Source organism: Microbacterium sp. K41, from assembly GCF_004794395.1.
GTDB classification, from domain to species: domain Bacteria; phylum Actinomycetota; class Actinomycetes; order Actinomycetales; family Microbacteriaceae; genus Microbacterium; species Microbacterium sufflavum.
Genome location: NZ_SSDO01000406.1, coordinates 1 through 5,763, shown reverse-complemented (window position 1 = coordinate 5,763; position 5,763 = coordinate 1). Strand labels below are relative to the sequence as shown.

Annotated in this window: 9 protein-coding genes; 4 read left to right on the top strand and 5 right to left on the bottom strand. The window is 73.6% G+C overall.

What is annotated here, in order from left to right:
• A partial coding sequence (locus DW309_RS12750) for an NAD(P)H-dependent flavin oxidoreductase (protein ID WP_136045593.1) occupies nt 1-752 on the bottom strand: 752 nt, incomplete at its 3' end.
• Nucleotides 753-836: 84 nt separating this feature from the next.
• Between DW309_RS12750 and DW309_RS12745 the strand changes: the two genes are divergently transcribed.
• Both DW309_RS12745 and DW309_RS12740 read left to right on the top strand, forming a co-directional pair.
• Complete coding sequence (locus tag DW309_RS12745; RefSeq protein ID WP_136035560.1) at nt 837-1,109, top strand: DUF6412 domain-containing protein; 273 nt, start codon at nt 837-839, stop codon at nt 1,107-1,109.
• Between the two features lie 63 nt (nt 1,110-1,172).
• Nucleotides 1,173-1,937, top strand: a complete 765-nt coding sequence (locus DW309_RS12740) for a YidC/Oxa1 family membrane protein insertase (protein WP_136045592.1) — start codon at nt 1,173-1,175, stop codon at nt 1,935-1,937.
• Nucleotides 1,938-1,945: 8 nt separating this feature from the next.
• Here the strand turns inward: DW309_RS12740 and DW309_RS12735 are convergent, their stop codons facing one another.
• The 3 genes from DW309_RS12735 to DW309_RS12725 all read right to left on the bottom strand — a co-directional run bounded on the left by DW309_RS12735 (nt 1,946) and on the right by DW309_RS12725 (nt 4,253).
• Nucleotides 1,946-2,866, bottom strand: coding sequence for an EamA family transporter (locus DW309_RS12735; protein WP_240744623.1), 921 nt, complete (start codon nt 2,864-2,866; stop codon nt 1,946-1,948).
• Nucleotides 2,867-2,922: 56 nt separating this feature from the next.
• Nucleotides 2,923-3,822 (bottom strand): SDR family oxidoreductase, encoded by a 900-nt coding sequence (locus tag DW309_RS12730; RefSeq protein ID WP_136033175.1) that lies wholly within the window; start codon nt 3,820-3,822, stop codon nt 2,923-2,925.
• Between the two features lie 86 nt (nt 3,823-3,908).
• Nucleotides 3,909-4,253 (bottom strand): DUF7882 family protein, encoded by a 345-nt coding sequence (locus tag DW309_RS12725; protein WP_136045591.1) that lies wholly within the window; start codon nt 4,251-4,253, stop codon nt 3,909-3,911.
• A gap of 184 nt (nt 4,254-4,437) precedes the next feature.
• Between DW309_RS12725 and DW309_RS12720 the strand changes: the two genes are divergently transcribed.
• The gene (locus DW309_RS12720; protein WP_240744624.1) at nt 4,438-4,971 is read left to right on the top strand and encodes an FHA domain-containing protein; all 534 of its coding nucleotides are present in this window, start codon (nt 4,438-4,440) and stop codon (nt 4,969-4,971) included.
• A 57-nt stretch (nt 4,972-5,028) separates the two neighbouring features.
• On the opposite strand, the gene DW309_RS19660 is transcribed toward DW309_RS12720, so the two are convergent.
• On the bottom strand, nt 5,029-5,196 hold the full coding sequence (locus tag DW309_RS19660; protein WP_168387269.1) for a hypothetical protein: 168 nt from the start codon (nt 5,194-5,196) through the stop codon (nt 5,029-5,031).
• 155 nt (nt 5,197-5,351) lie between these two features.
• On the opposite strand from DW309_RS19660, the gene DW309_RS12715 reads away from it, so the two are divergent.
• Nucleotides 5,352-5,763 (top strand): CinA family protein (locus tag DW309_RS12715; protein WP_136045590.1); only part of this gene is annotated, 412 nt, incomplete at its 3' end.

The following is a 5,763-nucleotide window of genomic DNA, read 5'->3' as shown; positions in this document are numbered from 1 at the left end:
TGCGCCGCGGTCGCCGCGGACTCGTCCGTGGCGAGGAAGGCCGTCCCCACCTGCACGCCGGCGGCACCGAGGGCGAGGGCGGCCACGACGCCACGGCGGTCCGCGATGCCGCCCGCCGCGATCACCGGCACCCCGACCGCATCCACTACCTGCGGCACGAGCGCGAACGTCCCCACCAGGGACTCCTCGGCGGGACGCAGGAACGACACCCGGTGTCCGGCGGCCTCCGCTCCGGTCGCCACCACCGCATCCACACCGGCCTCGGCGAGCGCGACGGCCTCCGCCACCGTCGTGGCCGTGCCGACGATCCGGATGCCCCGGTCGTGAGCCTCCGCGACGACCTCGGGCGACGGCACGCCGAACACCACGCTGAGCACCGCCGGGGCGACCTCCCAGATCGCGTCGAGCTGCTCGTCGAGCGGCGGGACGTAGCGCTCCGGCCGCGTCGGCACGGCGACCCCCACGGCCTCGTAAAACGGCTGGAGCGCCTGGGCGAAGACCGTGTGCTGCGGGTTGGGCTCGACCTCGTCGCCGGTCGGCAACCAGATGTTCAGGGCGAACGGCCGGTCGGTCGCGGCGCGCAGCTCGGACCCGGTCGCCCGGATACGGTCGCCGTCGTAGCCATAGAGGCCGAACGACCCCAGGCCCCCGGCGTTGCTCACGGCCGCGGTGAGCGCGACGGACGACAGCCCGCCGAAGGGACCAAGGACGATCGGGTGCGTGATGCCGAACAGGGTGCGCAGGTCGCTCATGCTTCGACGTTACGCCCGCGGCGGACGGCCGCGGGCGGGACGACGCCCCCTGCTAGCCTCGGTGGCAGAGAGCGGGGTGTGCACATGCGGCAGTGGATCGGGCAGATGCTCGGCATCGTCGCGGCCGCGCTCGGGCTCGTCGCTCTTCCCGATGCCACCGCGCTCGGGCTCGCCGTGGCCCTCCTCGCGGTCACCGCGCTGACCCTCGCCGTCGTGCTGAGCGTGCGTCAGCGACCGGAGGCCGACGCCCCGCATCCCCTCCGCGCCATCGACGTCGGCACTCTGCTGCCGCAGAGCGACCCGGATGCCGCGGGGCATCCGCGTCCGCGGGCGCCGGGAGTCGCGATCGCCGCGTAGCCCGTTCCGACGGGAGCGCGCGGCCTTCGCCGACCCTTCCCGACCTCACGAACGGACACTCCCGTGGACATCTTCGCCTTCCCTCCCCTCGCCGCGCTCCTGAACGCGGCCTACACGGCCCTGACCGGCCTCTCCACCGCCCTCGAGCCCCTCGCCGGCCCGTCCGCCGCGGCCCTCGCCGTGGTGCTCGTCACGCTCCTGGTGCGTGCCCTCCTCATCCCCGTCGGCATCTCGCAGGCGAGGGCCGAGCAGACCAGGGCGCGCCTCGCTCCCCGGCTGCGCGAACTGCAGCGTCGGCACAAGAAGAACCCCGAGCGGCTGCAGAAGGAGATGATGGAGCTCTACCGCTCCGAGAACACCTCGCCGTTCGCCGGGATGCTCCCCGTGCTGGCCCAGGCCCCGGTCGTCGGGCTGCTCTACACGCTGTTCCTGCGACCCGAGATCGCCGGACACCCGAACGACCTGCTGGCCCACGACCTGTTCGGCGCCCCGTTGGGCACGAGCCTGGTCTCCGCGCTGTTCGGCGGCACCGCGACCCCGGCGACGTTCGCGGTGTTCGGGGTGCTGCTGGCGGTGATGATCGCGGTCGCCGAGGTCACCCGGCGCGTGTTCCGCCCCGCGCCCGTCGAGGGCGACGACTCGCCGCTCAGCTCGCCCGGGGTGCTGCGGGCGATGTCGGCGCTGCACTACCTCACAGCCGTGTTCGCGGCGTTCGTCCCGCTCGCGGCCGCGCTCTATCTCACGGTCACGGTCGTGTGGACGCTCGTGCAGCGCGTGGTGCTCCGCCGGCGGTTCCCCCTGCCGGAGCCCGCCGCCGCCCGCGCGTGACCTCGGGGTCAGTCGGGCAGCGGGATCGGGGCGGTGAAGGGGCCGGACGGCTCCTCACCCCTCCGGTCCCGGCGCACGCCGAGGGTCGTCCCCACGCTCGCGGCGATCACGAGCGCGACGGCCAGCAGCCGCAGCACCGTCGCGTCCTGCCCCAAAAGGAGCCATCCGGCGAGGGTCGCGAACGCGGGCTCCAGGCTCAGCAGCACCCCGAACACCCGCTGCGGCAGGCGACGCAGCGCCGCCAGCTCGAAGCTGTACGGGATGACCGACGACAGCACGGCCGTCACCGCGGCCAGCAGCAGCAGCGACGGGTCGGCGGCGACCGTCGCGGCCGCGGGCACCCCCACGGGGATCAGCAGCACCGCCGCCACGACGAGCCCCATCGCGAGCCCGCTGCTGCCGGGGATGAGGGCTCCGACGCGGGCGCTCATCCGGATGTACATCACCCAGAAGCCGGCCGCGATCAGGATGAACACCACGCCGAGCGGGTCGAGGGGCTCCGCGCCGATCAGGCCGTCGATGCCGAGCAGCGCCATGCCGAGCAGGGCCACCGCGACCCAGACGGCATCGGCGAGCCGCCGGGTGAGCACGGCCGCGAGCACGAGCGGGCCGAGGAACTCGATCGCCACGGCCGGCCCGAGCGGGATGCGGTCGATTGCGGCGTAGAAGAAGCCGTTCATCGCGGCGAGCGACACCCCGAAGAGCACGGCCGCGAGCCACTGCTGCCGCGTCCACCCCCGCACCCTCGGGCGCACGAGCACGACCAGCAGCACCGCCGCGATCGCGACCCGCAGCGAGGTCACACCCCAGGGGCCGAGGACGGGGAAGAGCTGCGCGGCGACGGCGGCCCCGAACGGCAGCGAGAGGCACGAGCCGATGACGAGCGCGACCCCCACGAGGGTGCCGGATGCCGCGGGTTTCTGCACCATACGAGCTTAGGCGGCGGGAGCCCGTCGCCCCGCCGCCCACGCAGCTCGATGGGGCCTCAGAGGGCCTTGCCCCCGGTCACCGCGACGACCGTGCCCGAGACGTACGACGACTCCTCCGACGCGAGGAACACGTAGGCGCCGGCGAGTTCGGCCGGCTGTCCGGCGCGTCCGAGCGGGGTGTCCTGCCCGAAGGTCTCCAGGCGCTCGGGACCCCACCCGGTAGCGGGGATCAGCGGCGTCCAGATCGGCCCGGGCGCCACAGCGTTCACGCGGATGCCGCGCGGGCCCGCCTCCTCGGCGAGCGCCTTCACGAACGCGACCTGCGCGGCCTTCGTCATGGCGTAGTCGATCAGTCCCGGCGAGGGCTGCGCCGACTGCACCGATGAGGTGACGATGATGCTGGCGCCGGGCTCCAGGTCGGGGAAGGCGGCGCGCGCGGAGAAGATCAGCCCGGCCAGGTTCGTGTCGAACACGCGGCGCATCTTCTCGGTGTCGAGGTTCTCGAAGCCGTCGATGTCGTGCTGGTAGGCGGCGTTGAGCACCAGCACGTCGAGTCCGCCGAGCTCGGTCCGCGCCCGGTGCACCGCCTCGGTCGCGAACGCCTCGTCCCGCACGTCGCCGGGGATGCTGACGCCGGTGCGTCCGGCCTCGCGCACGAGGGCCAGCGTGTCCTCCGCGTCGTCCTGCTCCTCGGGCATGTGCACGATCGCGACGTCGGCACCCTCCCTGGCGAAGGCGATCGCGACCGCGCGACCGATGCCGGAGTCACCGCCGGTGATGAGCGCGCGTCGCCCCTCGAGCCGTCCATGGCCCACGTACGAGGACTCGCCGTGGTCGGGTTCGGGCGTGGTGCGCTCGGTGAGTCCGGGCTGATCCTGGCTCTGCGCCGGGAAGCCCTCCTCGCGGTGCGCGTGCCGGGGGTCGGTGAGGCCGCTGTCGCGGGTGGTGTCGGTCATGTCCGCTCCTCCTGTCGAGTGGCTGTCGTGTCGTGCTCGGATCGAGCATCACGGCAACCGCCGACCGGGGGCAGGGGGTTGACACCTCAGAGCGGCGGTGTGACCGGGGTGTCGCCGCCCGGCTGGTCGCCCGCCTCCGCCGGCTCCGGCACCAGGTACAGGCCGCTGGGGGCGTTGGCGGTGAAGGCGAGCGCCTCGATCCACGCCCGGTTGATCGAGGGCTGCCGGCTGCCGAAGTACTTGAACACGAGGGAGCTGCCCGGCTGGATCCACACCGTGGTGCGCCCGCCGCCCACGCTCGCGTCCTCGCGCCAGCTGAACGGGAACGGCTCCCCCCGGCGCAGCTTCGCCGTGATCACGAGCTGCAGGTGCGTGAGGGCGCGATCCTCGATCTCGCTCTTCACGCTGCCTTCGTAGATGAACTTGCCCATCGGGTGATGCTCCTCGGTCGATCCGGTTCCCGCCCGGCCACCGCCGGGATCATGCCCTGGGGGTAGCGTATGCCCTCGCCCCGGGCGGGCCGCAACTCCGCGGGTCGAGCGGTCTGCTGGAGCGCGCGAGGGCCGGAAGTCAAGCCCCGCGCGCGGGATTCCGGAGCGGACTAGCCTCGGGGCCATGACACCCGAGGAGGGCACCGCCATGAACGCACGCCACATCGACGACCGTCCCGACGAGGGCTACACGCCCGGCACCACCCACGCCGAGCGGGGCGCCGGCAACCCGCGCCTGCGCGTGCGCCGCGACGACGAGCGCACCGAGTTCGCCCTCGACGTCGACGAGGTGCGCATCGGATCGGCGGCGGGCAACGAGCTGCGCCTCGCCGACACCGAGCCTGTGCACGCCACGGTGGTGCACGACGACCGCGACGAGTACGTGGTGACACTGCACGCCGACGGCGAGATGAACTCGAACCCCGACGCCGACGCCACGCACCCCGGCGAGCGCACCGAGACGCTGCGCACCGGCTCGCGGTTCACGGTCGGCCCGTGGGAGCTGGTCTTCGCCCGCGACGAGTTCGCCGACCACGGGCGCCCCTACGGCGGACGCCTCGGCGGGGAGTACTCCGACCAGCCGCTGCAGCCGCCGCGCCCCGACTACGACGGCGACGGCGAGCGCGCGCCTCAGTCGGACTCCGACGCCGAGGTGTGATGCGGCGTCCCCACGGGCTTCGATTCGGCTGACCCGCGCTGCACGAACCAGATCGGGTCATCGACCTCCCAGCAGCAGCGCGATCATGATCGCCAGCCCGACGGCGATGATGCCGGCCCACGTCCAGAAGACCGCGCCCATCCCCGCGGTGTCCGGCGTCTGCTCTCCCCTGTCCGCCTCCTCGCGATGTCCGATGGACCGACCCTGGCCGGGCCGGACGACCACCGGCAGGGGCTTGACGCCGTCGCTCTCCTTGTCAATCCCCTGCGTCCGTGTCGCCCCGTCCCCTACCGTCGGATCAGGCGCCGCCGCGGGACGCGTGGCGCGACGACCGAGACGAGAGGATCGCCCATGACGCGCACGTCCGAGAGCAGCGAGCGATGACCGCGCCGAACGAGACGCCCGAGCTGGAGCGGCTGAGCGAGCTCGCCCGCACCCGCGGTCTGCGGGTGAGCGTGGCGGAGTCGCTCACCTCCGGGCGGCTCGCGAACACCATCGGCGCCGGGGAGAGCGCGTCCGACTGGTTCGCGGGCGGCATCGTGGCCTACTTCACCGAGGTCAAGGAGCGGGTGCTCGGTCTCACGCCGGGAACCGACCCCACCTCCGCGGCGTGCGCCGAGCAGCTCGCCACCGGGGCCCTTCGGCTGTTCGAGGCGGACATCTGCGTCTCGACCACGGGTGTCGGTGGCCCGGGCCCCGAGGGCGGCCACCCCGCCGGCACCGTGTACCTCGGCTGGGCGACCGCGGAGGACTCCGGCCACCGGCGGCTCGCGCTCACGGGCGACCCCCGCC